Genomic DNA, 23,926 nt, shown 5'->3' on the forward strand with positions numbered 1-23,926 from the left:
CCCATGGTGTGCTGGGCCGGGACGTGCGCAGCACGACCGATCAGGACATGGGCCATATCGTCGACGTCATCGTCGACCGCTCCGGCATGGTGCGGGCTGCTGTGATCGATTTCGGCGGCTTCCTCGGCGTCGGCAGCCGCAAGATCGTCGTCGATTGGGATGCATTGCATTTCGGGCGTGTCGCGAACAAGGGCGACAGCATCACGCTCGATCTGACCAAGGAGCAGGTGATAGCGGCGCCGGAATATCAGGAGGACAAGCCGATCGTCGTGCTCGGCGCGGCCGGAAAGCTGTCGCCCTGGCAATTCGACCATTGAGTTTGTGCTGACGTGGGATCGGTCTGTCGATGCACGGGTTGGGACAGGGCGTGGATGCCCATGCACTGGAGATGACGCGAGACGAGGAGAGGCACCCTGATTGCGCGGCCGTCAAAATCGATTGATCGGCTCGATTCCGCTTCGGATCTCGACGCGGCAGAGGATCTGCGTGCCGTGCCGGTGATGGAACGGCACGCCGATCTCGGCAAGCCGGTGCCCTCGCGGCAGAGCCTGCGTGGTCTCGACTGGTTCATCTTCTTCCTCGCCGACGTCCAAACCGGCTTCGGTCCCTTCATCGCGGTGTATCTGACGACGCAGAAATGGACCCAGGCGCAGATCGGCCTCGTGCTCTCGATCGGCGGTGTGGTCGGCCTGATCGGGCAGATGCCGGGCGGCGCGATTATCGATGCCGCAAAATCGGAACGGCTGGTCGCGGCGTTCGCGGTCGCCACGATCGGCTGCAGCGCGCTCGCCTACGCGACCTGGCCGATCTTTCCTGTGGTCGCGACAGCGGCGACGCTGCATGCCGCGGCGAGCTGCGTGCTGGGACCGGCGATCGCCGCGATCAGTCTCGGGCTGGTCGGGCCGGTCGGCATGGCCCGGCGGCTCGGGCGCAACGCGCGCTTTGCATCGCTCGGCAACGGGGTCGCAGCCGCCGTGATGGGCACCGCCGGCTATCTGCTTTCAAGCCGGTCGGTGTTCCTGGTCACTTTCATCCTGGCCTTCCCAACGCTGGTCGCGCTGTCGCGAATCCGCGAGAACGAGGTCGATGTCTTGCGATCTCACGGCCTCGCGCCGCAGCGGGCGCCGGAGGAGCTGTCGCTCGGCCTGCTCAATCTGTTGAAGCAGCGGGCGCTGTTGATCTTCGCCTGCGGGGTGTTTCTGCTGCAACTCGCCAACGCCGCCATGCTGCCGCTGATGGCGGGTGTGGTGACGACGCGCTCCAGCGAATGGGCGACGGTGCTGATCGCGTTCTGCATCGTCGTGCCGCAGGCGATCGTGGCGCTGGCCTCGCCTTCGGTCGGCGCCGTCGCGCAGTCGTTCGGTCGGCGGCCGCTGTTGCTGCTCGGCTTCGCCGCGCTCACGATCCGTGGCCTGCTGTTCGCGGTCGTGCACGATCCCTACCTGCTGGTGGCGGTGCAACTGTTCGATGGCATCACCGCGGCAGTGTTCAGCGTGATGATCCCACTGACGGTCGCCGATGTCGCCTTTGGCAGCGGCCATTTCAATCTGGCGCAGGGCATCGTCGGCACCGCGACCGGCATCGGCGCATCGCTCTCGACGGTGCTGGCCGGCTATGTCAGCGACAAATTTGGAAGCGCCTACGCTTTTGCCGGATTATCCGGCGTGGCGTTTGTCGGGCTCATCGTGATTGCGCTGTTCATGCCGGAGACGCGGCAGCGCGAGCAGGCTGATTGAGCTGCGCACAGCACGGGCGTGGGCTGCCGTCCAAAGCCAGCGTTGATGTTTAAGGAGCTTCGGACAGTAGGGACATTATTGTCGATCTGGTGTGCTGTTCTGGTATCCGTGAAATGATCCGCCAAAAATCGTCCGCGTCAACGTAATTTTGCCGGAAGACGTCTTGGCTCAAATCGGTGAGTGCGCAGAAGCCCACGGCTTTACGCGCTCGGGACTACTTGCTCAGGCCGCCAAGAAGCTGATTGTTGACGCCGCTTGAGTCCGGTTTCCCGGAAGACGCCAACCGGTCGTTTTCGGACGTCATCTTTGCAGGTTGCTCGTCGTTGGATGTGATCGACTCTATAGGGATCCCATGCTTGATCCCGCCGCACAATACGAAGCCTTCCGCCGCCGCGATCCCACCTGGGACGGTGTCGTATTCGTGGCGGTCACGACCACCGGCGTATACTGCCGTCCCATTTGTCCGGCGCGAACGCCGCTTGCACGCAATGTGAGATTCTATCGCAGCGCTGCCGCGGCCGAGCGCGTTGGTTTCCGGCCATGCCTGCGCTGCCGTCCGGAGACTGCGCCATTCTGCCCGGCGTGGAAAGGGACGCGGACCACAGTCGGACGGGCGTTGACCATGATCGAGCAGGGAGCGCTCGATCATGGTGACGTCACGACCTTGGCTGATCGTCTCGGCGTCGGCGCCCGCCATCTCTCGCGGCTGTTTGCCGAACATTTGGATGCGTCGCCGCTGCAGGTCGCGCTATCGCGGCGGGTCCAGCGCGCCAAGCGCCTGATCGATGCGACCGACCTTCCGATTGCGCTCGTCGCAGAGCGCGCCGGCTTTTCGAGCGCAAGGCGCATGAGCGCCGCGTTCGCGCGGCTTTACGGCCGCTCGCCATCGGCGCTCCGAAACAGGCGTTTCTGAACCGATTACTCAAAGTGAGAAGGGGGACGACCCATGCCGAAGACCTACGGCACCGTCAGCACCGATCAGCAAAGCCGTATAAGCGGGCTGGAGTTCGTTCAGGGGCTGGTCAGTGGTGCGCTGCCTCTCAACACGATCGCCCGGACCGTGGGTTATGATGTGACCGAGGCCGAGCGCGGCCGGGTCGTCATCGCGCTGGTGCCGACCGACGCCCACCTCAATCCGGCGGACACGGTCCACGGTGGCCTCCCGGCGACGCTGCTCGATAGCTGCATGGGGCTTGCCGTCCAGTCGATGCTGGACAAGGGGGTTGCCCAGACAACCCTGGAGTTCAAGATTTCCCTGCTGCGCCCCATCACGCCCGAGACCGGTCTCATTCTGGCAGAGGGCAAAGTCTTGAACTGCGGTCGTCGCATCGGCACCGCCGAGGGACGGGTCACGGACACGCAAGGCCGGTTGCTCGCCCACGGGACCACGACCTGTCTCGTTTTCCAGAGTTGAGCCACCGGCCTGGGCCATTGTTGTGTCAGGCCGCCTCCGCCCTGAGCCCGATGGTTTTCTGATACAACGTGCTGTAGCAGGCGGCCGAGAGGTCCCAACTGAACGAGCGGGCCATTGCCGAGTGACGCATGGCGTTGAGCCGGTCCGTACTCATGAAGGCGGAGAAGGCCCGACGTACGCCGCCAAGGAACGATTCCGCCGACGGCTGCGTGAACAGGAAGCCGGTCTCGCCGTCGGTGATGGTCTCCGCCAGGCCTCCGGTCTGATGGCCGATCGGCAGCGAGCCGAAGCGCTGTGCATACATCTGGCTGAGGCCGCAGGGCTCAAAGCGTGATGGCATCAAGGTGAAGTCGCTGCCGGCGAAGATGCGCCGTGCCTGCGCGTCGTTGAAACCGATCGCGACGCCGATGGCATCGGGACGACGGCGATGCGCATCCAGCAGCGCGCGCTCGATCGCGGGCTCGCCGCTGCCGGTGACGACGATCTGGCCGCCGGCCTCGACGATCTTGTCCGCCGCCTCCAGCACGAGGTCGATGCCCTTCTGGTGCACCAGGCGCGCGACCAGACCGAACATCGGGCCTCGGTTGACGGCGAGCCCGAACTGCTTGCGGATATAGTCGGCGTTGGCGCGCTTGCCGTCCCAATCGCCGGCGGCGAACTGCTGGGCGAGCTGCTGGCAATGGCGCGGATCCCAGCTCTCGTCGATGCCGTTGAGGATGCCGGTTAGCTCATGGGCGTTGGAGCGGCCGCGCAGCAGGCCTTCCAGTCCGCAGCCAAGCTCCGGCGTTGTGATCTCCTGGGCATAGGTCGCGCTGACCGTGGTCAGATGCGAGGCGTAGATCAGGCCACCCTTGAGGAACGAGAGCTTGTCGTAGAACTCCAGCCCATCGATGTGGAAGGACGATTCCGGCGCACCGATCCGGCGCAGCGATTCGCGCGGGAACAGGCCCTGGTAGGCGAGATTATGGATGGTCAGGATCGAGGGAACCTCGATGCCCCGCCAGGCCAGATAGGCCGGGACCAGCGCAGCCTGCCAGTCATTGGCATGGACGAGATCGGCTGCCCAGTCCTTGTCCAGCGTGCCCGCGGCGAGTTCAGCGGCTGCGGCAGCCAAGCGACCGAAGCGGATGTCGTTGTCCGGCCAGTCTTGGCCATTCTCGTCGCCGTAAGGGTTGCCCGGCCGGTCATAGAGCTGGTCACAAAGCAGAACATAGATGGGCAGCCCGTCGCGGGTCGACGAGCGCCCGAGCGAGCAGGCCGGCATCTCGGCGAGCGCCTCGCACTGGCCGACGATCTCGATGTGGGTGAGTTGCTCGACCACGTCGCGGTAGCCGGGCAACATGATCCTGACGTCGGTGTGCGCGCGGAGTGCCCGCGGAAGCGCGGCTGAAACGGCGGCCAAGCCTCCGACACGGACGAAGTCGTCCATTTCGGTCGTTACAAACAGAACCCTCAAGAGATGTCCTCGATCAAGCCCCATGGAATACCTATGCAAGAAAAGATCCAAATTGAACGATCAACCTGAACGCGAGCGTTCGGGGAGACGGCCAAGAGAAAACGCTTTTGACGCGCAAAAGTTCGATTTAGGGTCGCGCGGCATCGGACCCATGTGGCGATCGGTCCGCGGAATCCAAAGTGGTCGCCGGGAGGTCGGGCCTCGCGGGGCGTGCGATGTAAATAGGAAGCTCCAGAGATCAGCGGGAGGTGTGTTGGTGACTATAGGTCATTTCGATGAGCGGAATTTGACAGGCGGCTTCGCGGGGCTGCGCGTACTTGATTTTTCGACCACCATTGCCGGCCCTCATTGCACGCGGATGCTGGCGGATATGGGCGCCGAGGTGATCAAGATCGAGTCAGCCGAAGGCGAAACGATGCGCAGCCGTGCCCCGGTGCGCAACGGCTGCTCCACCGCCTTCGGTCAGCTCAATGCCGGCAAAAAAAGCGTCGTGCTCGATTTGAAGTCTCAGGCTGGTCTGGAAGCGATCAAGAAGCTCATCGTCAGCACCGATGTCCTGGTCGAAAATTTTCGCCCTGGCGTGATGCAACGGTTAAGGCTTGGTTACGATGATCTCGCGGGTATCAATCCGCGGCTGATCTATTGCTCGATCTCGGGCTATGGCCAGACTGGCCCATCCGCGACCTTGCCGGCCTATGCGCCGGTCATCCATGCCGCCTCCGGCTATGACATGGCTCACCTAGCCTATCAGCCGGGCCGCAGCCGGCCCGACCATTGCGGCATCTATCACGCCGACGTCGTGACCGGCACCTATGCCTACGGCGCCATCGCCTCGGCGCTCTATCAGCGCGAGCGGACCGGCCGCGGCCAGCACATCGACTGCTCGATGCTGGAATCGATGCTGACCCTGACCCTGAACGAAATCCAGTGGTCGCAATTCGAGGTCGCGCCGGCGCAGCGGCCGATGTTCAGTCCGGTGGCCACGTCCGACGGCTATGTGATGATCGCGATCGCCAGCGAGAAGAGCTTTCAGACCCTGATGAGCGTAATCGGCCAGCCCGACTGGGTGAGCCATCCGCTGTTTGCCAGATATTCCGACCGGCGGGCAAACTGGGTGGCGCTGATGGACGGGGTCGAGGTCTGGTCGAAGCCGCTCGCCACAACGCAATGCCTGGCGGCGCTCAATGATGCCGGTGTGCCGAGCTCGGCCTATCGCACCGTGGCGGAGGCGCTCGACGATCCGCAGCTCGCCCATCGCGGTGCGCTGGCCGAGGTCGCGGATGCCGGCGGCACCTTCCGGGTACTTAATTTGCCGTTCCGGATGTCGGAGGCGAAGGTCGCGGCCGGGTCACTGGCCGCCGCGCTCGGCGAGCATACCGATGAGGTGCTCGCAGAGGTTGGCCTGAGCAAGCCCTGAGGCCGCAAGCTGCGACATTTGGTGAAGGGAGGCATGACGAGCGGAGCTTGCCGCCCTTCGCTTTTGCCGCCAATGTCCCTGGTACATGACGAACCTGTTCGGACAACCGGACACGACGCCTGAGGGGAAACGGCGATGGAGCGGGGTCGCGCTCATGTTGCGCGACAAGCAGCATGGTTTCCCTTCGTTTGCATTTGCTTGTGCGCGATCCCTAGCGCGCGGGCTCCGAGCGGAGTGAGAGATGAAGAGCTTCAAGGTCACCGATTTCAACGCGCCGCTGGCGGAGGTCGACGAGCCGACGCCGCAGCCGTCGGGCACCCAGGTCCTGATCAAGGTCAAGGCGGCCGGAGTCTGCCACAGCGACTTGCACATCTGGGAAGGCGGCTATGATCTCGGCCACGGCCGCAAGCCGCTGTCGTTGAAAGACCGCGGCGTGGCGCTGCCGCGGATCATGGGCCATGAGAGCGTCGGCGAGATCGTGGCCTTCGGTCCCGATGTCTCCGAGGCCGACAAGCACGGGCTCAAGGCTGGTGACGTCGCACTGGTCTATCCCTGGATCGGCTGCGGCAAATGCGCCACCTGTCTCGCTGGCGACGAGAACATGTGCCTGAAGCCGGCCTCGCTCGGCGTCTATTGCGACGGTGGCTATGCCGACCACATGACGGTGCCGCATCCACGCTATCTGCTGGATCTCAAGGGGCTCGATCCCGTCACCGCCGCGCCTTACGCCTGCTCTGGAGTCACCACCTACAGCGCGCTGAAGAAGGTGGAGCAGGATTTCGACAGCTCGATCGTGATCTTCGGCGCCGGCGGTCTCGGCCTGATGGCGCTGTCGCTGTTGAAGGCGATGGGCGGCAAGGGCGCCATCGTGGTCGATATCGACGCCAGGAAGCGCGAGGCGGCGGAAGCGGCCGGTGCGCTCGCGACCGTCGACGGCAAGGCGCCGGATGCGCTGGAGCAGCTGATCAAGAAGGCGGGCCAGCCGATCCGTGCAGTGATCGACCTGGTCGGCAATGCCGCCACTGCCCAGCTCGGCTTCGATTGCCTGAGCAAGGGCGGCAAGCTCGTCATGGTCGGCCTGTTCGGCGGCGGCGCGCCATGGGCGCTGCCGCTGATCCCGATCAAGGCGATCACCATCCAGGGCAGCTATGTCGGCAATCTCCGCGAGACCGAGGAGCTGCTGGATTTGGTGCGCGCGAAGAAGATCGCGCCGATCCCGGTCACGACCTTGCCGCTTGCCAAGGCCAATGAGGCGCTGACGGATCTGCAGAAGGGCAAATTGGTCGGTCGCGCCGTGCTGACGCCGTAAGGCCAACAGTCTTTCCGTCGTCATTGCGAGGAGCGTCAGCGACGAAGCAATCCAGACTTCCTTTGGCGCTTTCTGGATTGCTTCGCTTCGCTCGCAATGACGGCGGCATATATCGAGGTCCCCCATGCCCGCCTCCAACACGCTCCACATCGCGGTGCTTCCCGGCGACGGCATTGGCCCGGAGGTGATGCGGCCGGCATTGGAGGTGCTGCGCAAGATCGAGACCAAGGCCGGGCTGTCGTTCCGCTTTAGCGAGGCGCCGGCCGGCGCGACGCATTATCTGCAGGCCGGCGTCTCGATGCCGGAGACCACCATCCGGCTGTGCGAGAAGGCCGATGCGATCCTGCTTGGCGCCTGCGGACTGCCATCGGTGCGCTACCCTGACAACACCGAGATCGCGCCGCAGATCGAGCTGCGCTTCCATTTCGATCTCTATGCCGGCGTCCGGCCCGCGCGACTGATCCCGGGGGTGCCGAGCCCGATCGTCGGCGCCGAGGTAAAGGGCATCGATCTCGTCGTGATCCGCGAATCGACCGAAGGCCTGTTCGCCTCGATGGGCAAGGGTGTTGTCACCAAGGATGAAGCCCGCGAGACGCTGGTCATCACCCGAAACACCTCCGAGCGTCTGTTCAAGTTTTCCTTCAAGCTGGCGGAACGGCGCCGTGCCCGTGGCCGATCCGGCACCTTGACCTGCGTCGATAAAGCCAACGTGTTCAAAGCTTTCGCGTTCTTTCGCGAGATCTTCGACGAGGTCGCTTCGCATCATCCGGACGTCAGGGCGGAGCGGCTCTACATTGATGCCTGCGCCTTGATGCTGGTGAAGCGGCCCTGGGACTTCGATGTGCTGGTGACCGAGAACATGTTCGGCGACATCCTGTCCGATCTCGCCGCGGGCCTGATCGGCGGCATGGGGATGGCGCCGTCGGCCGACATCGGCGACCGCCACGCGGTGTTCCAGCCCTGCCATGGCACCGCGCCCGACATCATGGGGCAGGGCAAGGCCAACCCGACCGCGATGATCCTCTCCGCCGCAATGATGCTGGACTGGCTCGCCGATACGCATGGCATCGAGAGCGCGGCCGAGGCCTCGGAGCGCATCACGGCCGCGGTCGACCAGATCTATGCGTCCGGCCTCAAGCCGTTCGAGTTTGGTGGCCAAGCCGGCACCGTCGACGTCACCAAGGCGGTGCTGGACGCCTTGGACTAGCGTCCCTTGAACAGCGGCTTGCGCTTTTCCATGAAGGCGCGGCGGCCCTCGCGGAAGTCTTCCGAATCCATGCAGGCGATTCCGGCCTGCTTGATGGCGTTCATGTCGCGGCGGCTTTCGTCCTTCAGCACCTCGGCGATCGTCAGCTTGGCGGCGCCAACGGCAAGCGGTGCATTGTTGGCGATGGTGTGGGCGATCTCCGACGTCGCGGATATGAGGTCGTCATCAGCCATGACGCGGTCGACCAGCCCGATCCGCAGCGCCTCGGCCGATCCGATCCGCGCCCCCGTGTACATCAGAAGCCGCGCCTGCGACGGCCCGATCAGCGAGACCAGATTCCTCAGGCCGTCATAGCCATAGGCGATGCCTAGCTTCGCCGCGGGGATGCCGAACTGGCTGTCCTCGGCGGCGAAGCGCATGTCGGCCAGCATCGCGATCTGCAGGCCGCCTCCCAGGCAGAAGCCGCGGATGCAGGCGATGGTCGGCTTCGGATAATCGGCGAGCAGCGCGCGCTGCGCGGCGCTCCGCCTGGAATAATCCGCCGAGGCCTCGGCGTTGTGGCGATTCTTCTCGAACTGGCTGATATCGGCGCCCGAGACGAACGCCTTGTCGCCGGCGCCGGTCAGCACGACCACGCGCACATTGGCATCATCGCGCAGCTCGGTCAGGGCATGGCCGAGCCCCTCCCACATGTCGAGCGACACCGCGTTGCGCTTCTCGGGATTGTTGAAGGTGACGATTCCGACGCCGCCGTTGCTGCGCTTGAGGATCTTGCCATCGGCGAACGAGGTTTCGAGCTCGGAGGTCTTCGACATGACGGTGCTTGGATCCGCGTTGAGGGACGGGACATCCCTCGCATCGTTCACGGTGCCGGCCGTGCCGTCAACGCATCGATTGCCACGCGATCAAATGAGACCGCTGCGGCGGACGCTCCGATTCAGGAGCTTGGACCAAAGGCTTCAAAAAATGTCAGATGAATGTGAGGTCGTTCGCATGGAGACCAGCATCAGTTGTGGCATGACACAGCCGACCGGCGCTGAGGACGAGGGAAAGCAGGAATGCGGTCATTCCTCTGATGGCAGAGAGGTCGACGCCGCGGCGACGCCAACGCCTGTCATCGGGATCGATGCCGGCCGGAACATCCGGCCAGGTGATCGACAAAGCAACCGCTCGGCGCGGCGGCCAAAAGTGGACTCGCCCGAGTCGGCAAAACGCCTGGCGCCCCAAGATGCACCCTCGAGCGAAGTTGTTGCCCTCAAAACAGGGTCGCGTGTCTGACGGGCCGAAGCCTGAGAGGTCAGACGTGCATGAACCTATTCTTCGTTGGCTGCGATCGATTCCATCAAGGACACCAGTTGACGCTGCACGGTCTGGTCCTTGATCTTGCTGTAGGCGCGCAGCAACCGCAGGCTGAAAGCGCTATCGAGGAAGAGCAGGCTCTCGACTTCGCGTGCCTTGTTGTCGCCGTCGTAGAAGAAGGTAACGGGCACGTCGAGCGCAGTGGCGATCGACTGCAAACGCGCAGCGCCGACACGGTTGACGCCCTTCTCGTACTTCTGAACTTGCTGGAAACTGACACCAAGTTTCTCGCCGAGCTCAGCCTGCGAGATCTTCTGTTCGACACGCCGCAGCCGGATACGCTTGCCAAGCTCGATGTCGGGCTTGCCGGCGCTACGCTGCTTCATTTTCTTTGCCGCTGTTTTCATCCTGGTCCTTACCGTTCTTCGGTCGAAAATCCCCCGAACAGATGGGTCAGGGGTTCACCCATATATACTGTTTTAAGTTGCCGTGGATGAATGAATTCGTCTTTGAACCACGGGTACTTCCCAGGGTTAAAGGCTTCCACCAACCAGTCGATCATATGACGCACCCTAGGGATGCGGCCGCTGGTCGCATGATAGGACAGCCAAATATCGTATGACCAGCGCAAATCAACCTCTAGAGGTATGATCTTCCCTCCTAACGCACAAGCGTAGGTAGGAAATACACCGATTCCAGCACCATGCGCGACTGCCCAGTAGTTTGCGCTCGAAACATTGGTGCGCATGGCGACGAGGTCGCGCTGGTCGTGGCCGGGAAAGAAGGTCGCGAAGGCCTCGTTGGCGGCGGCCTCATCGGCGATCTGCATCACGATGCGATGTTTGGCGAGGTCTTCGGCCGTGTTCGGCGCGCCATGTCTGTCGAGATATTTCTGGCTCGCGAAGAACATCAGGTGCATGCGGCCGAGGCGGACCAGCTTGACGTCGAGCGCGGCAGGGCGCGACAGATGGATCGCAACGTCGGCTTCATGCCGCGACACGTCGGCCGAGCGCATCGCGCAATAGAGGTCGACCAGGATATTCGGAAACGATTGCTGGAATTCGACCAGCCGCGGTGCCAACCAGAAGGTGCCGAGGCCTTCGGTCACCGCAACCCTGACCTCGCCGGACGCCGCGTTGGCCAATCCATCGCCGGCCCGCAGAAGCTCGAACGAAGCCGCCTCCATCCGCTCGACCGCGGAGACCACCAGCGCGCCTTCATCGGTCAGGCGTGCGCCATGGACGTCCCGCGTGAACAGCGTGCTTCCAACCTGACGTTCGAAATCGCCGATTCGACGGCGCACCGCATTGATCGAGAGGCTGAGCCGCTCGGCCGCCGAGCGAAAGCTTCCGGAGCGCACCACCTCGAGAAAGATGCGCGCCGCGTCCCAATCCGTCAAATTGCCGAGCGCGGGCTTGGCAGCTGCAGCCTTGCCGGGCGTCACGCGCGTTGACGCGGCATTGCCAGGCACCGGTTTACCGACGGATGGCGATCTCTCGGGAACCGTCTCAGGGCGTTCTTCCTGAGGAACGCCCTGTTCCACCGCAACACGCATACAAGCCCTTTCCGCCTGCTAGACTACCGCCGTTAAACTACGGCCATGGCGGATTCGGCGCCACGGAATTTCACAGTTATGCCTATCGATAGCCCAATGCATCACACGCAAGCCAGTTGTCCAGGCCGCATGGCTCTACCGCCCCGCTGCCGGCCGCTCGGCCCGTGGCATGGTGGCGTAGCCATGCGATCCCCGCGACTCGTCCCGGTTTTCGGCACGATCGCGATCAAATGGTATTCGGAGACGGCTACAGCTCGTGTTATTCTCGTGGGAGGTTCGTCGCGGCGACAAAGGGGGATGGTGCTGAGCGCAGCCGGTGCGCCGGCGGCCGGCAATGGGGATCGCGGGCCACTCTGTCCGCCGGAACCTGGTCTGACGAATTGGGGGAACGACATGATGCATCTGAGAGCCATGCGCGAGCCGGGACCGTCCCGTCCGCACTCGTCGCAAGCTAGAACGGAATGACGCCTGTGGCCAATTCAGACGACCAGATGCTTGCGGTTCTTGCCACCTTGGAGCAGTGCCGGGCGGCGCTGCTGGCGGCCGGCAACAAGGAGACGGCGCAGCTGATCTCGGTTGCCGTGCTTGAGCTGCGGATGAAGCTCAATCACATCGACGACGAGGACCTCAAGACCCTCTGCGACGAGATGCTGCACGCCGACGATCCGCAGCGCCTCCGCGATGCCAAGGTGCAGCCGGGACAGCGGCGGCCGCCGCTGCTCCGATTGGTCAAATAGGGCCTGCTGCTCACGTAAGGCCTGCCGGGAGCGTTCTCTCAGATTTCCGTGCGCGGTGCACGCACCACGATGGCGCATTTGTGATCGGCGTCATCGTGGCTGAGCCGCGAACGCACGCCGTAACTTGTCCGCCCTCCATTGCGTATTGCCGCTATCCGCTGCAAAAGCTGACACGGGGTTTATCCGTGGCCGACTGGCGGATTGATATCCGCACACGGCGCCGCGGATGCTCCTGGCGAATGGGATATTGGCGGTCGATTTTCATGATTCAAAACGTCTCGATTCCGGCAGCGCTGATCGCCGGTCTGGTCAGTTTCCTGTCACCCTGCGTGCTGCCGCTGGTCCCGCCTTATCTGGTCTATCTCACCGGCGCCACCATCGGGCACATCGAGAGCGAGGAGAAGGTCTCCTCGTCGCGACGCGCGGTGATGCTCTCGGCGTTGCTGTTCGTGCTCGGCTTCTCCACTGTGTTCGTGATGCTGGGGGCCAGCGCCTCGCTGATCGGCGGCCTGATCCGCGCCTGGTCGCAGCAGCTCTCGATCCTCGCAGGCATCGTCATCATCATCATGGGCCTGCACTTCCTCGGGCTGACGCGGATCAGCCTGTTGATGCGTGAAGGCCGGATGTCGATTCCAAAGCCGGTCGGGCTCTGGGGCGCCTATGTCATGGGTCTCGCTTTCGCATTCGGCTGGACGCCATGCATCGGTCCAATCCTGGCCGCGATCCTGTCGATCGCCGCCGCCGAGGCGACGGTGGCCAAGGGGGCGGGCCTGCTCGCGGTCTATTCCGCGGGCCTCGGCATTCCCTTCCTGATCGCCGCCTTCATGATCGAGCAGTTCTCCGAACTACTCAAGCGCATGCGCGGCCAACTGGTCAATGTCGAACGCGCGATGGGCGTGCTGATGATCGCAGCCGGCATCGGCTTCCTCACCGGCACCGTCTCGACCTTCTCGATCTGGCTGCTGGAGACGTTTCCGTCGCTGCAGTCGTTCGGGTAGGACCGATATGGCTGATTGAAGCCAGGACGCGTCCGCGAATTTGGTCGACCTCTCCCCAGAGGGAAGAGGTCGACCGCGCAGCGATCGGGTGAGGGGCTCGCCTCAACGGGAGATCGCAACCCCTCACCGGGATCGCATCTTGCGATGCACCCGACCTCTCCTCAATGGGAGAGGTGGACTTCCGTTGCCGAACCCGGTCGCTAGTCTAATTGCCCCATCGCCTCAACTCGGCTCTTCCAGCGCGCAGGTGATGCTGTAGACGACGCCGCGCGGCAGGAAATCGACGGTGGCCTCGCCGCCCAGCTGGTCGCGCGCGCTGCGCTCGATCAGGCGCGAGCCGAAGCCGTGGCGGATCGGCGCGGTCACCACCGGGCCGCCGCTTTCCTGCCAGACCATCTTCAGCTTGGCGACCTTCAGCTTGGCGCCATCGTCCTCGGCGATCACGCTCCAGGCCAGCTCGACTGTGCCGATGTCGTTGGAGAGCGCACCATATTTGGCGGCATTGGTCGCGATCTCGTGCACGATCATCGACAGCACCACCGCAAGCCGCGGTGACAGCGGCACCTTGGGACCTGACATCCTGACGCGATCAGGGGCGTTCAGCCGGTAGGGCTCGAGCACGCGTGCGATCACTTCGTCGAGCTCGGAGCCCTGCCACTTCTCCTTGCTGAGCAAATTGTGCGCCTCGGCGAGCGCGCCGAGCCGTCCCTCGAACTTCTCGCGCTCCAGCCGGCTCGCGCTCTTGAAGGTCTGCGCCGCGATCGCCTGCAGGATCGCCAGCGTGTTCTTGACCCGGTGATTGAGCTCCTCGATCAACAGATCATGCAGCATCTCGCCGCGCGCGATGGTGGTCGCCATCCTGACCGCGAAAGCAAGCCCGATGGCGAGCAGGATGCCGCCGATCAGGCTGGTGATGGCGAGATTTCGCCATAGCGGCGCGACCAGCGAATTTTCGGCGATGCCTGCCGCGACGACCCAGCCGGTGAGCTCCGAATGCGTGAAGCTCGACATCAGCGGTACGTTGTCCAGCGACACGGTCGACAAGATCGCCTCGTGCTTCTGCTGCATCTCCTCATAGAGAGAGGGCGAGGCACGCTTGCCGATCGTGTCCTGCGGATTGGGGACGCGCGCGAACACGGTGGCGCTGCGATCCAGCATCGAGAGCGTCCAGTCCGTGCTCGGCCGCTGTTTCTCCAGCATGGTCTGGAACATCGCCATCGGCGGGCTGAAGGAGATCTCGTAGATCACCTCGCCGGCGCGAAATACCGGTGCCTCGACCGTGACGATCATCCTGTTCTTCACCACGCCGATGAAGAGATCGGAATATTGCGGCTGCTGGGTTTGAAACACCCGGTCGACGATCTCGCGGTTGTTGCGCGGCGGCAGGCTCTTGGTGTCGGTCGTATTGGAGGAGAACACCTGGTGCCCGTCCCGGTCGGCAACCAGAATCGTTCCGCCCCTGCCATATTGGTCGAGAAAGCCCATCGCGATCGGGCGGAAGCGCGCGAAGTCGCCGGCTTGCAGGGAGTCGGTCAACGCCAGTACCTGCAAGCCGCCGGTCATCCGCTGCATCTCGGCATCGAGCGTGAGGCGGACGCTGCGCACAGTGTCGATGACGCGCTGTTGCGCCTCATGGCGGTCCTGCATGTAATAGTGGAAGACGAGACCGACCGCGAAGATGATCAGCGGCAGCATCGTCCCTGCAACCAGAAGGGCGAGCCGCACCGGCAGGGAAAGTCTCGGCGACTGGCGCTCCTTTTCGGTCGCTCGTTTCATGACTCAATCTGCGGACGCGGAGTCCGAACCACGGGCACCGGAAGACCGGCAGGGCACACAATGCAGGAGATGGGCGATATGTCGGGCGGACCTGGCGGCTTTCACAAGGCGAAGTTGGCCGCACCCGTTCACATCGCCGTCAGCATAGGTGAAGCGGACGAGCTTCGCCAAGTCTTTTGAAATAGGCCTTTTAGCGAGCGGGGCGTCTTTCGAATTCCATGCGGCGGTTCCGGCCGCTGCGCTGCGGCCACGGACGCCCCACATGGATCTGTCCTACAGGTTGCTCTCGGTGATAGCCGAATAGACCATGGTGCGCAGCTCGCGGCGGACCGGGTAGGCGCTCGACGGCATCACCTGCGTCATGAAGATCATGATCAGCTCTTCGACCGGATCGATGAAGAACGAGGTCGAGGCCGCACCGCCCCAGGCATATTCGCCGACGCTGCCGGAAATCAGCGTCTTGGCCGGATCCAGGGTGACGGAGAAGCCGAGCCCGAAGCCGACGCCGTTGTAGGCCACTTCCGAGAACATCGAGCGCGACAGCGCTGGCAGGTCGACGCCGCCAGGCAGATGGTTCGACGTCATCAGCTTCAGCGTCTTCGGCCCGAGCAGGCGGACGCCGCCGAGCTCGCCGCCATTGAGCAGCGCACGGCAGAAGGTGAGGTAGTCGGCCGTGGTCGAGCACAATCCGCCGCCGCCTGAAATGAAGTCCGGCGGCGCCAGGAAGCTGCTGGTCGCCGGATCGTCCTGCAACGCCAGGCCAGGCTTGCGGTCGGCGGCAAGGAAGTTCAGCGCACCGCCGGCCTCGACCGAATAGCAGGCCGCGAGCCGCTGCGCCTTGGACGCCGGCACGTGGAAATCGGTGTCGTTCATGCCGAGCGGCTCGAAGATGCGCTGCTTGAGAAACTGCTCGAACGGCATGCCGGAAATCTTGCCGACGAGATAGCCGATCACGTCGGTGGAAACCGAATAATTCCAGGCCTCTCCAGGCGAGAATTCCAGCGGGATCTTCGCCAGATCATCGATCATCGATTGCAGCGTGCCGGCTTTCTCCACCGTGCCGATCTTTGACTCGCGATAGGCGGCATCGACATTAGAACGCTGCTGGAAGCCGTAGGTGAGGCCCGAGGTGTGGCGCAGCAGGTCGACGATCAGCATCGGCCGAACCGGCGGGCGGGTCAGGAACAATGGCGCCGTGCCGGCGACGAACACGCCGAGGTTCTTCCATTCCGGAATGTATTTGGCGACCGGCTCGTCGAGCGCAACCTTGCCTTCCTCGACCAGCATCATGAAGGCGACCGAAGTGATCGGCTTGGTCATCGAATAGATGCGGTAGATGGTGTCGTCCTTGACCGGCACCTTGCGTTCGACGTCGGCATAGCCCTGCGAATTCGCGTGCACGATCTTGCCGCGGCGATAGATCGTCAGCTGGGTGCCGGGGAAGCGGCCGGAATCGATATAGCGCTGCTTGAGATGCGCATCGATCCGGTCGAGCGCTGCCTTGGACATGCCGACGGAGTCGGGTGAGGCGGGAGTGGGGGCGAGCATCAGGCGTCTCCGTGGCTTTGGTGCGTTTGATATCTGTTACCGTAGTCGGCGGGCTCTGTCAGGGAACAGAGGAAAGTTGATCCGCTCTTGCCTTGGTGAAGCAGCTCTTGCGAGACGTGATGCCCCGCCTACTTTTTGTGCGTCGCACAGGAAGTGGGCGAACCGCAAATTTTAGATGCGAGTCGGCGCGACGGAATCGCTCCGCGATCCTTCATAAATTGCTGATCTTTATAGAATTTCGGCAACGCACGCGTTGGCACGAAGCTTGAATAGCTGTGTCCGACGCCACCGACGCCGTCGCCCGAGCTCGCATCACCAGACATCTGAAATAGGCAGCCTGGGGCCTCCCCAGAGCGTGCACTCCCACGTGCGCGCATGAGAAGGACATCTCAATGAGAGAGCAGAATCCGGCCTGGATCTCGGAGTGGAATCCCGAAGACCAGACCTTTTGGACCAACACGGGCAAGGCAATTGCCCGGCGCAATCTGATCTGGTCGATCGTCGCCGAGCATATCGGCTTTTCCGTCTGGCTGATCTGGTCGATCGTCGCGACCAAGCTGCCGCAGGCCGGCTTCCATTATTCGACCGACGAGCTGTTCCAGTTGGTCGCAGTACCCGGTCTGATCGGCGCGCTGATGCGCTTCCCCTATACCTTCGCCGTCACCACTTTCGGCGGCCGCAACTGGACCATCTTCTCCGCGTCGGTGCTGTTCATTCCGACCTTGGCACTGGCTTATTTCGTCAGCCATCCGGAAACGCCGTTCTGGCTGATGCTGCTGATCGCCTGCACCGCGGGCCTCGGCGGCGGCAATTTCGCCTCCTCGATGACCAACATCTCCTTCTTCTATCCTGATCGGATGAAGGGTTGGGCGCTCGGGCTCAACGCGGCCGGCGGCAATATCGGCGTCTCCAGCGTCCAGCTCCTCACGCCGATCCTGATGGGGCTCGGCCTCATCAACCTGTACCAGGCCAATCCGGTCGGCGGCGTCTATCTGCAAAACGCCGGCTTGATGTGGGTGGTGCCGATCGCGATCGCGGTGTTCGGCGCGGTGCTCTTCATGAACAACCTGACCTCGGCCAAGTCATCGATCAAGAACCAGCTCGCGATCATCAAGCGCAAGCACACTTGGGTGATGTCGATCATCTATATCGGCACCTTCGGCTCCTTCATCGGCTACTCCGCGGCGTTTCCACTGCTGATCAAGACGCAGTTTCCGGCGGTGACGATCTCGATCGCCTTCCTCGGCCCGTTGGTCGGCTCGCTCGCGCGTCCGCTCGGCGGCCTGCTCGCGGACAAGATCGGCGGCGCGATCCTGACGTTCTTTAATTTCATCGCGATGGTGGCGGCGACGGTCGGCGTGCTCTATTTCGTCGGCGCCAAAGACTTCACCGGCTTCCTGATGTCGTTCCTGGTCCTGTTCGTCACGACAGGCATCGGCAACGGCTCGACCTATCGCATGATCCCCTCGATCTTCCGCGAGGAGAACCTGCACAAGGTCAAGGGCCAGGGCGAGGTCGCGCGCGCGGCTGCGCTCAAGACCGCAAGCGTCGAGAGCGGCGCTGCAGTCGGCTTCATCGGCGCGATCGGTGCGGTCGGCGGCTACTTCATCCCGAGCGGCTTTGGCAAGTCGATTGCGGCGACCGGTGGTCCGCAGACCGCGCTTGTCGTCTATCTCGCCTTCTATGCGATCTGCCTGACAATGACCTGGTGGTTCTACCTGCGCCGCAACCCGCAGACGGCGGGTGCGCCGAGCCTCGCGGAAGCGCGCATCTGATCACGCTCTCTCCGGTGCGGATGGCGGCGCGCGCCGCCGTCCGCACCGGATGACCAAAGGCCTTTCCCTGCAAACACAAGGATCGCCCACATGACTCCTTCGCAGATCAAGCTGGTCCAGGATTCCTTCGCCAAGGTCGCACCGATCTCCGACCAGGCTGCGATCATCTTTTACGATCGCCTGTTTGAGGTGGCGCCTCAGGTCCGCGAGATGTTTCCGAACGACCTCACCGAGCAGCGCAAGAAGCTGATGACGACGCTTGCGGTGGTCGTGAATGGGCTGAGCAATCTCGAAACCGTGCTGCCGCCGGCGAGCGCGCTCGCCAAGCGCCATGTCAATTACGGTGCGCGCCCTGAGCACTATCCGGTCGTCGGCGCGGCACTGCTGTGGACGCTCGAAAAGGGCTTGGGTGACGCATGGACGCCCGAAGTCGCCGCCGCCTGGATCGCCGCCTATGGCACGCTGTCCGAATACATGATCGCCGAAGCCTACGGTTCGGCGCAGGCCGCAGAGTAGGGAGGCCGAGCCGTGAGTGAACCGCTCGTCATTGTCGGCAATGGCATGGCTGCGACCAAGCTGGCCGAGGAGCTGTCGAAGACCGCGCTCGGCCGCTACGCGATCGCCGTGATCGGCGCCGAGCCGCGGCTGGCCTATAACCGGGTGCTGCTGTCGTCGGTGCTGGCCGGCGAGGTCGCCTCCCATGACATCGAGCTGAAGCCGGCGTCGTGGTGGCGCGACCACGGCGTCACGCTGAAGTACAACACGCTTGTCACCGAGATCGATGTCGGCCGCCGCGAGCTGAAGATCGAGAACGAAGAGAGCGTCCCGTTCTCCAAGCTTGTGCTTGCCACCGGCTCGATGCCGCTGCGGCTCAATGTGCCGGGCAGCGAGCTTGCCGGCGTCTACACCTTCCGCGACAGCCGCGACGCCGATCTCATGCTGACGCTGGCCGTCAAGCGGAAGCGCGTCGTCGTGGTCGGCGGCGGGCTGCTGGGCCTGGAGGCTGCCTATGGTCTGGCCAAGGCCGGGTCGAAGGTCACTTTGCTGCATCTGATGGACCGGCTGATGGAGCGCCAGCTCGATGGGCCGGCAGCGGCGCTGCTGAAGGCGCTGGTCGAGCGCAAGGGCGTCGAGGTTTTGCTCAACTCCAACACCGCGCGCATCCATGGCAAGACCAGCGTCGAGAGCGTCGAGCTGGCCAGTGGCCGCATGATCGACGCCGAGGCGGTGATCTTTGCCGCCGGCATTCGTCCCAACATCGCGCTGGCGAAGGACGCTGGCATCGATGTCGTCAGAGGCATCGTGGTCGACGATCATATGCAGACCAGCGAGGCGGATATTTTCGCACTCGGCGAATGCGCCGAGCACCGTGGCACCTGCTACGGATTGGTCCAGCCGGCCTATGAGCAGGCCCATGTGCTGGCGCAACATCTGGCCGGGCGCGAGGCAAGCTATCAAGGCAGCGTGGTCGCGACCAATCTGAAGGTCTCGGGCGTCGGCGTATTCTCGGCCGGTGACTTCACAGGCAGCGATAGCAGCGAGGCCATCGTGCTGAACGATGCCAGGCGCGGCGTCTACAAGAAGCTGGTGATCGCGGACGGCCGGCTGGCCGGCGCCGTGCTGATCGGCGAGACCCAGGATGCGCTCTGGTATCTCGATCTGATCCGCACGCGGCAACCGATTGGCGCGATCCGGGCCGAGATGATGTTTGGCCGTGCGCCGGCCAAAGCGGCGTGACGAGGAGCTTCGACACCATGACCGAGGTCGATCCGAACCTGCAGACCACACGCACCACCTGCGCCTATTGCGGCGTCGGCTGCGGCGTGCTCGCGACGCCTGACGGCAACGGTAGTGCCGCCATATCAGGCGATCCTGACCATCCGGCCAATCTCGGCCGGCTCTGCTCGAAGGGATCGGCGCTGGGCGAGACGCTCGGGCTCGAAAGCCGCCTGCTGCATCCGATGATCCGCGGCAAGGGCGCCATGCAACGGGTGGACTGGAGCGATGCGCTCGACCATGTCGCGCACCGCCTGCAGCACATCATTGCACGCGACGGCGCCGACTCGGTCGCGTTCTATCTCTCAGGTCAGATGCTGACCGAGGACTATTACGTCGCCAACAAGCTGATGAAGGGTTTTATCGGCTCGGCCAATGTCGACACCAATTCGCGACTGTGCATGGCATCCTCGGTCGCTGGCCACCGACGCGCCTTCGGCGCCGATACCGTACCCGGCACCTATGAGGATCTGGAGCAGGCGGATCTGTTGGTGTTTGTGGGCTCCAACGCCGCCTGGTGCCATCCGGTGCTGTATCAGCGCATGCTCGTCAACAAGCAGGCGCGGGGCGCTCGCTTCGTCGTGATCGATCCGCGGCGCACCGACACCGCCAGTGAAGCCGATCTGTTCCTGGGCGTGAGGCCCGGCACCGACACCGCATTGTTCGCCGGGCTGCTCGCGCATCTCGCTGAGACCGGTGCACTCGATCAGAACTATATCGACAACCACACCTCGGGCTTCGACGCGGCGCTGGCGCGGGCACGCTCGATCGCCGGCAGCGCTGCGGCGACCGCACTCGCAACCGGGTTGTCCGAGGCCGATGTCAACGCCTTCTTCAAGTTGTTTCGCGACACCGCCCGCGTGGTGACCCTGTACTCGCAGGGCGTCAACCAGTCGGCGCAGGGCACCGACAAGGTCAACGCGATCATCAACTGCCATCTCGCCACGGGGCGGATCGGCAAGGAGGGCACCGGGCCGTTCTCGCTGACTGGCCAGCCCAACGCGATGGGCGGCCGCGAGGTCGGCGGTCTCGCCAATCAGCTCGCCGCGCATATGGCGTTCACGCCGCCGGACATCGATCGCGTCCGCCGGTTCTGGAAGGCGCCTGATATCGCCACCCATGAGGGACTGAAGGCGGTCGCGACATTCGAGGCGATCGCGCGCGGCGAGATCAAGGCGCTGTGGGTGATCGGCACGAATCCGGCGGTGTCGCTGCCCGATGCCGACCTGGTGCGGACGGCGTTGAAGAAGCTCGAGCTGTTCGTCGTCTCCGAGAACGTCCCCTCCAACGACACCGTCGATGCCGGCGCGCACGTGCTGCTGCCCGCGCTGGCCTGGGGGGAGAAGAGCGGCACGGTCACCAATTCCGAGCGTCGCATCTCACGCCAGCGCGGCTTTCTCGCCGCGCCCGGCGAGGCCAAGCCGGACTGGTGGATCCTGAGCGAGGTCGGCAAGCGGCTCGGCTTTGGCGCCGCCTTCGACTACAAATCTCCGGCGGACGTATTCCGCGAGCATGCGGCGCTGTCGGCGTTCGAAAACAACGGCAGCCGCGATTTCGACATCGGCGCGCTGGCTACAATCTCGGACGAGGCCTATGACGCGCTGACGCCGGTGCTGTGGCCGCTGCGCGAGGGCTCAGCCCCGCTGCAGCGCTTCTTCGCGGAGGGCGGCTTCTACACCAATGATCGCCGGGGGCGCTTCATCGCACCGGAGGTGCCGGCGCTGCGCAGCGAAATCAGTCCGGCGCGGCCGCTGCGGCTCAACACCGGGCGCATCCGCGACCAGTGGCACACCATAACGCGCACGGGCCTGAGCCCGCGGCTCGGCGCGCACCTGCCGGAGCCCTATGTCGAGATCCATCCCGATGATGCGCTGAGATACGGCATCGTTCACGATGGCTTTGCGCGGCTCACCACCGATCACGGCCAGTGCATCCTCAAGGTCGTGGTCAGCGAGTGGCAGCAGCGCGGCATGCTCTTTGCTCCCATTCACTGGAATGCCAGCAATGCCTCGCATGGACGGGTCGGGGCGCTGGTCGCATCGCACACCGATCCGTTCTCCGGCCAGCCCGAGGCCAAGGCGACGCCGGTTGCGATCGCGCCTTACGAATCTGTTTTCCGCGGCTTCGTGCTGTCGCGCACCGGGCTGGAGCTTCCGCAGAAGCTGTGGTGGGCGCGCGCGGCGATCGAGGGCGGCTACGGTTATCTGTTCGCCGACAATGGAGACCTGTCACACTGGACCTCCTGGCTGCACGCGCACGGCGCTGAAGACGTCGCCGAATACACCGACGCCGGCAGCGGCATCTATCGTGCCGCGGCTTTTGCCGGCGAACGGCTGCAGATGTGCGTGTTCGTTGGGCCCGGCCACGATGCTGGCGACTGGAATGTAGTGAAGGGGCTGTTCGCAGCCGACGTGCTCAGCGACGACCAGCGGCGGATATTGTTGTCGGGGCGCGCGGCTGAAGGCGGCGCGAGCGCCGGCCCGATCGTCTGCGCCTGCTTCGGCGTCGGCCGCAACACCATCTGCGATGCGATCGCCGCCGGCGCCCGGACGTCGGCGACAATCGGCGCCAAGCTCAACGCCGGCACCAATTGCGGCTCCTGCATTCCGGAGATGAAGCGCTTGATCGCGCAGGCCGAGACGGAGCGGACCGAACCAGTGGCCGCGGCAAGCTAAGCTCACACATTGTCATTCCGGGGCGCTCGCAACGCGAGCGAACCCGGAATCTCGACGTTGGCTTGCATTCATTTTCGCAATAGCGGGATTCCGGGTTCGCGGCCTGCGGCCTCGCCCCGGAATGACGTGGATGTGGTGACAGCGTCCCGAAAGGACGGGTATGCTCGTTGCATGGAACAGAAAGCATTCGGGACCGGCAATCCGAGCACCTCGGTGATCGGGCAGGGGACCTGGTATCTCGACCGCGGCGATCGCCAACGCGCCATCGCGGCGCTGCAGCGCGGGCTCGATCTCGGCATGAGCCATATCGACACTGCCGAGATGTATGGCGAGGCCGAGCTCGTGATCGCCGACGCCATCGCCGGCCGTCGCGACGAGGTGTTCCTGGTCTCGAAGGTGCTGCCGAGCAACGCCTCGCGCCGCGGCACCGTGACGGCCTGCGAGCGCTCGCTGAAGCGGCTCAACACCGATCGGCTCGACTGCTATCTGTTGCACTGGCCCGGCTCCTCTCCGCTCGAAGACACCGTCGCGGCATTCGAGGAGTTGAAGCGCGCCGGCAAGATCCGCAGCTGGGGCGTCAGCAATTTCGATGTCGACGATCTCGACGAGCTGCACGAGGTCGCCGGCGAGGGCAATATCGCCTGCAATCAGGTGCTCTATCATCTGAAAGAGCGCGCGATCGAGCACGCCGTGCTTCCCTGGTGCGAGCGGCATGGTGTCGCGGTGGTCGCCTATTCGCCGTTCGGCCACGATGATTTTCCCGCTGGCAGCAGCGCCGGCGGCAAGCTGCTGCAGCGCGTTGCAGACGCCCATGGCGCGACGCCGCGGCAGGTGGCGCTGGCCTTCCTCACCCGCAGCTCCGCGCTGCTGGCAATCCCCAAGGCTTCCAGCGCGGAGCATGCTGCCGAGAATGCGGCTGCTGGGGCCCTTGAGCTGACCAAGGATGAGATCGCGGCGCTCGACCAGACTTTTCCGCGCGGTGCCAGGCCGCGTGGCCTGCCGATGCTGTAGCGGAGCGATCACGCGCGATCCGGGATTTCTACGGCCGCCCGGCAGCGCATATCGGCTGCCTGATTCTACGGGTTGTCGGCGCGTGACAATTATCGTTTTTTGCGGCTTCGCCCCTGAGTCGTGCCCATTTCGATAGTCGAGTTAGCCCGTGACCCCGCCACAAGGCGCTGCTGCACGTCGATCTAACGCGCCGGCAGCTTTGCCTGAGACGCAATCGGCACCACCACCGCCTCAAAC

At 64.1% G+C, this 23,926-nt stretch carries 21 protein-coding genes and 1 pseudogene; 16 read left to right on the top strand and 6 right to left on the bottom strand.

From position 1 onward, the window contains the following. The 6 genes and pseudogenes from WA702_RS26530 to WA702_RS26555 all read left to right on the top strand — a co-directional run. A partial coding sequence (locus WA702_RS26530; protein ID WP_425113510.1) for a PRC-barrel domain-containing protein occupies positions 1-317 on the top strand: 317 nt, incomplete at its 5' end. A gap of 183 nt (positions 318-500) precedes the next feature. Next, entirely contained in the window at positions 501-1,736 is a 1,236-nt protein-coding gene (locus WA702_RS26535; RefSeq protein WP_425113528.1) for an MFS transporter, read from the top strand. 163 nt (positions 1,737-1,899) lie between these two features. Next, positions 1,900-1,995: a hypothetical protein gene (locus WA702_RS26540; protein ID WP_425113511.1), complete on the top strand. Its 96-nt coding sequence runs from the start codon at positions 1,900-1,902 to the stop codon at positions 1,993-1,995. Positions 1,996-2,088: 93 nt separating this feature from the next. After that, positions 2,089-2,238, top strand: a pseudogene (locus tag WA702_RS26545) (Ada metal-binding domain-containing protein); the annotation flags it as partial. A 120-nt stretch (positions 2,239-2,358) separates the two neighbouring features. Continuing rightward, the gene (locus tag WA702_RS26550; protein ID WP_425113529.1) at positions 2,359-2,649 is read left to right on the top strand and encodes a helix-turn-helix domain-containing protein; all 291 of its coding nucleotides are present in this window, start codon (positions 2,359-2,361) and stop codon (positions 2,647-2,649) included. A 33-nt stretch (positions 2,650-2,682) separates the two neighbouring features. Continuing rightward, a complete protein-coding gene (locus WA702_RS26555; RefSeq protein WP_425113512.1) occupies positions 2,683-3,150 on the top strand; it encodes a PaaI family thioesterase in 468 nt (155 codons plus the stop codon). Positions 3,151-3,175: 25 nt separating this feature from the next. On the opposite strand, the gene glgA is transcribed toward WA702_RS26555, so the two are convergent. After that, positions 3,176-4,606, bottom strand: coding sequence for a glycogen synthase GlgA (glgA, locus tag WA702_RS26560; protein WP_425113513.1), 1,431 nt, complete (start codon positions 4,604-4,606; stop codon positions 3,176-3,178). Between the two features lie 256 nt (positions 4,607-4,862). On the opposite strand from glgA, the gene WA702_RS26565 reads away from it, so the two are divergent. From WA702_RS26565 to WA702_RS26575, 3 genes are all read left to right on the top strand, one after another. Further along, complete coding sequence (locus WA702_RS26565) at positions 4,863-6,023, top strand: CaiB/BaiF CoA transferase family protein (protein WP_425113514.1); 1,161 nt, start codon at positions 4,863-4,865, stop codon at positions 6,021-6,023. Positions 6,024-6,264: 241 nt separating this feature from the next. Beyond that, entirely contained in the window at positions 6,265-7,332 is a 1,068-nt protein-coding gene (locus tag WA702_RS26570) for an alcohol dehydrogenase (RefSeq protein ID WP_425113515.1), read from the top strand. 124 nt (positions 7,333-7,456) lie between these two features. Continuing rightward, positions 7,457-8,539, top strand: coding sequence for an isocitrate/isopropylmalate dehydrogenase family protein (locus WA702_RS26575; RefSeq protein WP_425113516.1), 1,083 nt, complete (start codon positions 7,457-7,459; stop codon positions 8,537-8,539). On the opposite strand, the gene WA702_RS26580 is transcribed toward WA702_RS26575, so the two are convergent. The 3 genes from WA702_RS26580 to WA702_RS26590 form a co-directional block, all read right to left on the bottom strand. Further along, positions 8,536-9,354 (bottom strand): enoyl-CoA hydratase, encoded by an 819-nt coding sequence (locus WA702_RS26580; RefSeq protein WP_425113517.1) that lies wholly within the window; start codon positions 9,352-9,354, stop codon positions 8,536-8,538. The genes WA702_RS26575 and WA702_RS26580 overlap by 4 nt on opposite strands. A gap of 498 nt (positions 9,355-9,852) precedes the next feature. Next, the gene (locus WA702_RS26585; RefSeq protein WP_425113518.1) at positions 9,853-10,224 is read right to left on the bottom strand and encodes a helix-turn-helix domain-containing protein; all 372 of its coding nucleotides are present in this window, start codon (positions 10,222-10,224) and stop codon (positions 9,853-9,855) included. Between the two features lie 29 nt (positions 10,225-10,253). Next, entirely contained in the window at positions 10,254-11,393 is a 1,140-nt protein-coding gene (locus tag WA702_RS26590) for a LysR family transcriptional regulator (protein WP_425113519.1), read from the bottom strand. Positions 11,394-11,854: 461 nt separating this feature from the next. Here WA702_RS26590 and WA702_RS26595 point away from each other — a divergent pair, with 461 nt between their 5' ends. Both WA702_RS26595 and WA702_RS26600 read left to right on the top strand, forming a co-directional pair. Beyond that, complete coding sequence (locus WA702_RS26595; protein WP_425113520.1) at positions 11,855-12,130, top strand: hypothetical protein; 276 nt, start codon at positions 11,855-11,857, stop codon at positions 12,128-12,130. A gap of 263 nt (positions 12,131-12,393) precedes the next feature. Beyond that, positions 12,394-13,128 carry a cytochrome c biogenesis CcdA family protein gene (locus WA702_RS26600; RefSeq protein ID WP_425113521.1) on the top strand — a complete coding sequence of 245 codons (735 nt, stop codon included), beginning with the start codon at positions 12,394-12,396 and terminating at the stop codon, positions 13,126-13,128. Positions 13,129-13,350: 222 nt separating this feature from the next. On the opposite strand, the gene WA702_RS26605 is transcribed toward WA702_RS26600, so the two are convergent. Then, positions 13,351-14,823, bottom strand: a complete 1,473-nt coding sequence (locus tag WA702_RS26605) for an HWE histidine kinase domain-containing protein (RefSeq protein WP_425113530.1) — start codon at positions 14,821-14,823, stop codon at positions 13,351-13,353. 354 nt (positions 14,824-15,177) lie between these two features. Further along, on the bottom strand, positions 15,178-16,452 hold the full coding sequence (locus WA702_RS26610; protein WP_425113522.1) for a serine hydrolase domain-containing protein: 1,275 nt from the start codon (positions 16,450-16,452) through the stop codon (positions 15,178-15,180). A gap of 392 nt (positions 16,453-16,844) precedes the next feature. Between WA702_RS26610 and WA702_RS26615 the strand changes: the two genes are divergently transcribed. The 5 genes from WA702_RS26615 (at position 16,845) to WA702_RS26635 (ending at position 23,689) form a co-directional block, all read left to right on the top strand. Further along, positions 16,845-18,227 carry an MFS transporter gene (locus WA702_RS26615; protein WP_425113523.1) on the top strand — a complete coding sequence of 461 codons (1,383 nt, stop codon included), beginning with the start codon at positions 16,845-16,847 and terminating at the stop codon, positions 18,225-18,227. A gap of 90 nt (positions 18,228-18,317) precedes the next feature. Further along, positions 18,318-18,743 carry a globin family protein gene (locus WA702_RS26620; RefSeq protein WP_425113524.1) on the top strand — a complete coding sequence of 142 codons (426 nt, stop codon included), beginning with the start codon at positions 18,318-18,320 and terminating at the stop codon, positions 18,741-18,743. 12 nt (positions 18,744-18,755) lie between these two features. Next, a complete protein-coding gene (locus tag WA702_RS26625) occupies positions 18,756-19,964 on the top strand; it encodes an NAD(P)/FAD-dependent oxidoreductase (RefSeq protein WP_425113525.1) in 1,209 nt (402 codons plus the stop codon). Between the two features lie 17 nt (positions 19,965-19,981). Continuing rightward, positions 19,982-22,678, top strand: coding sequence for a molybdopterin-dependent oxidoreductase (locus WA702_RS26630; RefSeq protein WP_425113526.1), 2,697 nt, complete (start codon positions 19,982-19,984; stop codon positions 22,676-22,678). A 171-nt stretch (positions 22,679-22,849) separates the two neighbouring features. Next, positions 22,850-23,689: an aldo/keto reductase gene (locus tag WA702_RS26635; protein WP_425113527.1), complete on the top strand. Its 840-nt coding sequence runs from the start codon at positions 22,850-22,852 to the stop codon at positions 23,687-23,689. Positions 23,690-23,926: the final 237 nt, after the last annotated feature.

Origin of the sequence: Bradyrhizobium sp., assembly GCF_049798375.1 — a bacterium.
Taxonomy (GTDB): Bacteria; Pseudomonadota; Alphaproteobacteria; order Rhizobiales; family Xanthobacteraceae; genus Bradyrhizobium.

Bases quoted from the DNA above. Each gene is read 5' to 3' on its own strand.
- WA702_RS26600 (WP_425113521.1), top strand. From the start codon at position 12,394: ATGATTCAAAACGTCTCGATTCCGGCAGCGCTGATCGCCGGTCTGGTC.
- WA702_RS26580 (WP_425113517.1), bottom strand. From the start codon at position 9,354: ATGTCGAAGACCTCCGAGCTCGAAACCTCGTTCGCCGATGGCAAGATC.
- WA702_RS26615 (WP_425113523.1), top strand. From the start codon at position 16,845: ATGAGAGAGCAGAATCCGGCCTGGATCTCGGAGTGGAATCCCGAAGAC.
- WA702_RS26575 (WP_425113516.1), top strand. From the start codon at position 7,457: ATGCCCGCCTCCAACACGCTCCACATCGCGGTGCTTCCCGGCGACGGC.
- WA702_RS26535 (WP_425113528.1), top strand. From the start codon at position 501: ATGGAACGGCACGCCGATCTCGGCAAGCCGGTGCCCTCGCGGCAGAGC.
- WA702_RS26555 (WP_425113512.1), top strand. From the start codon at position 2,683: ATGCCGAAGACCTACGGCACCGTCAGCACCGATCAGCAAAGCCGTATA.
- WA702_RS26570 (WP_425113515.1), top strand. From the start codon at position 6,265: ATGAAGAGCTTCAAGGTCACCGATTTCAACGCGCCGCTGGCGGAGGTC.
- WA702_RS26620 (WP_425113524.1), top strand. From the start codon at position 18,318: ATGACTCCTTCGCAGATCAAGCTGGTCCAGGATTCCTTCGCCAAGGTC.
- WA702_RS26585 (WP_425113518.1), bottom strand. From the start codon at position 10,224: ATGAAGCAGCGTAGCGCCGGCAAGCCCGACATCGAGCTTGGCAAGCGT.
- WA702_RS26605 (WP_425113530.1), bottom strand. From the start codon at position 14,823: ATGCTGCCGCTGATCATCTTCGCGGTCGGTCTCGTCTTCCACTATTAC.
- WA702_RS26595 (WP_425113520.1), top strand. From the start codon at position 11,855: ATGACGCCTGTGGCCAATTCAGACGACCAGATGCTTGCGGTTCTTGCC.
- WA702_RS26590 (WP_425113519.1), bottom strand. From the start codon at position 11,393: ATGCGTGTTGCGGTGGAACAGGGCGTTCCTCAGGAAGAACGCCCTGAG.
- WA702_RS26635 (WP_425113527.1), top strand. From the start codon at position 22,850: ATGGAACAGAAAGCATTCGGGACCGGCAATCCGAGCACCTCGGTGATC.
- WA702_RS26610 (WP_425113522.1), bottom strand. From the start codon at position 16,452: ATGCTCGCCCCCACTCCCGCCTCACCCGACTCCGTCGGCATGTCCAAG.
- WA702_RS26550 (WP_425113529.1), top strand. From the start codon at position 2,359: ATGATCGAGCAGGGAGCGCTCGATCATGGTGACGTCACGACCTTGGCT.
- WA702_RS26630 (WP_425113526.1), top strand. From the start codon at position 19,982: ATGACCGAGGTCGATCCGAACCTGCAGACCACACGCACCACCTGCGCC.